Below are 1,703 nucleotides of genomic sequence, written 5' to 3' on the forward strand. Positions count from 1 at the left end.
CTCCTCGCGTCCCTGCGATGGCCTCGCGGCAGGATGGCCTTCGGGGAACGTGAACTGGATGTCATCGACCGAAGCGTCGAACAGTTTGACAGTGAACGGCAGCGGCAGCTCAATGAGTTGACTCAGGGCCGCATACCCGCCGAACGGCTCGGGAATCTGGCGGTGAGAATAGTGGCTGAGATGCCCTCCGAGGTTGCCCACTTGGGTGTCTGTGACAGTAGTGCCCCATAGAGTGGTGTAACCCGGTGACCAGCACCACAACCGACAGCGTGTCGCTGCTGGACGTGAAACGGTCACCGCGTGATCCTTCGAGTCAACCTTCCACAGAATCCTCGAACGGAGTCATCACGATGACCGCACCCCACATTGTCGACCCTGCGGGTGTATTGCACCAAGCCCTGACCGACGCGTCTCCCGACCTGATGCGCGAACTGCTACAAACCATGATCAACGCCCTGCTGTCCGCCGAAGCCGACGCGGTCTGCGGCGCCGAATGGGGCCGACAGTCCACCGAACGAGTCAACCAGCGCAACGGATACCGACGCCGCCCGCTCGACACCCGCGTCGGCACCATCGACGTCGCCGTCCCCAAACTCCGGTCCGGGACGTATTTTCCCGAATGGCTCCTCGAACGCCGTAAACGCGCCGAAGCGGCATTGATCACCGTGGTCGCCGACTGCTACCTGGCCGGGGTCTCCACCCGCCGGATGGACAAGCTGGTCAAAACCCTCGGCATCAACGCACTGTCGAAGTCCCAGGTCTCACGCATGGCCGAAGACCTCGACGAACAGGTCGCCGCGTTCCGGCAACGCCGACTCGATCACGCGGGCCCGTTCACGTTCGTCGCCGCCGACGCATTGACGATGAAAGTCCGCGAGAACAAGCAGGTCGTGAACGCAGTCGCGATGGTCGCCACCGGAGTCAACGCCGACGGGCACCGCGAAGTGCTGGGCCTGCACGTGGCCACCAGCGAGACCGGGCCGGCATGGAACACCTTCTTCGCCGACCTGGTCGCCCGCGGTCTGAGCGGGGTCCGGTTGGTCACCTCCGATGCACACCGTGGTCTGGTCGATGCGATCGCGGCGAACCTGCCCGGTGCTGCGTGGCAGCGATGCCGGACCCATTACGCGGCGAACCTGATGGGTGTGTGTCCGAAGAGCATGTGGCCGGCGGTCAAGGCGATGTTGCATTCGGTCTACGACCAGCCGACCGCCGATGCGGTCGATGCCCAGTTCGATCGTCTTGTCGAGTACACCGAGGACCGGCTCCCGGCGGTCGCCGAGCACCTGGGCAATGCCCGCCAGGATCTGTTGTCGTTCAGCGCATTTCCGAAGGATGTGTGGACTCAGGTGTGGTCGAATAATCCGGCCGAGCGTCTCAATCGAGAGATCCGACGTCGGACCGATGCGGTGGGGATCTTCCCCAACCGTGACGCGGTCGTCAGGTTGGTCGGTGCTGTTCTGGCCGAGCAGACCGATGAATGGACGGAGGGCCGGCGGTATCTCGGGCTCGAGGTGCTGGCTCGTTGTCGTGCTGTGGGCACCGCGCCGGAGAGTGTCGGGGAGGTGGTTACGGAACCTGCTGCCGCGATTCCTGCTGCATAGTCAGGACAGGAGAAGGGATCACCGTCCTACACCACCTTCTGGGGCTTGACCTCTGCGGCCGTCGCCTGGACCTCGACTACCGGGCCTCCGCCGCGCCGG

At 64.3% G+C, this 1,703-nt stretch carries 2 protein-coding genes; one reads left to right on the plus strand and one right to left on the minus strand.

Annotation, left to right across the window (positions count from 1 at the left end):
* Window positions 1–201: hypothetical protein (locus tag A8G15_RS31490; protein WP_211270201.1), on the minus strand; the 201-nt coding region annotated here is incomplete at its 3' end.
* 149 nt (window positions 202–350) lie between these two features.
* Between A8G15_RS31490 and A8G15_RS19295 the strand changes: the two genes are divergently transcribed.
* Window positions 351–1,604, plus strand: a complete 1,254-nt coding sequence (locus tag A8G15_RS19295; protein ID WP_012477009.1) for an IS256 family transposase — start codon at window positions 351–353, stop codon at window positions 1,602–1,604.
* Window positions 1,605–1,703 lie beyond the last annotated feature (99 nt).

The sequence above is a fragment of the Rhodococcus phenolicus genome (genome assembly GCF_001646785.1).
Taxonomy (GTDB): Bacteria; Actinomycetota; Actinomycetes; order Mycobacteriales; family Mycobacteriaceae; genus Rhodococcus; species Rhodococcus phenolicus.

Bases quoted from the DNA above. Each gene is read 5' to 3' on its own strand.
- A8G15_RS19295 (WP_012477009.1), top strand. From the start codon at position 351: ATGACCGCACCCCACATTGTCGACCCTGCGGGTGTATTGCACCAAGCC.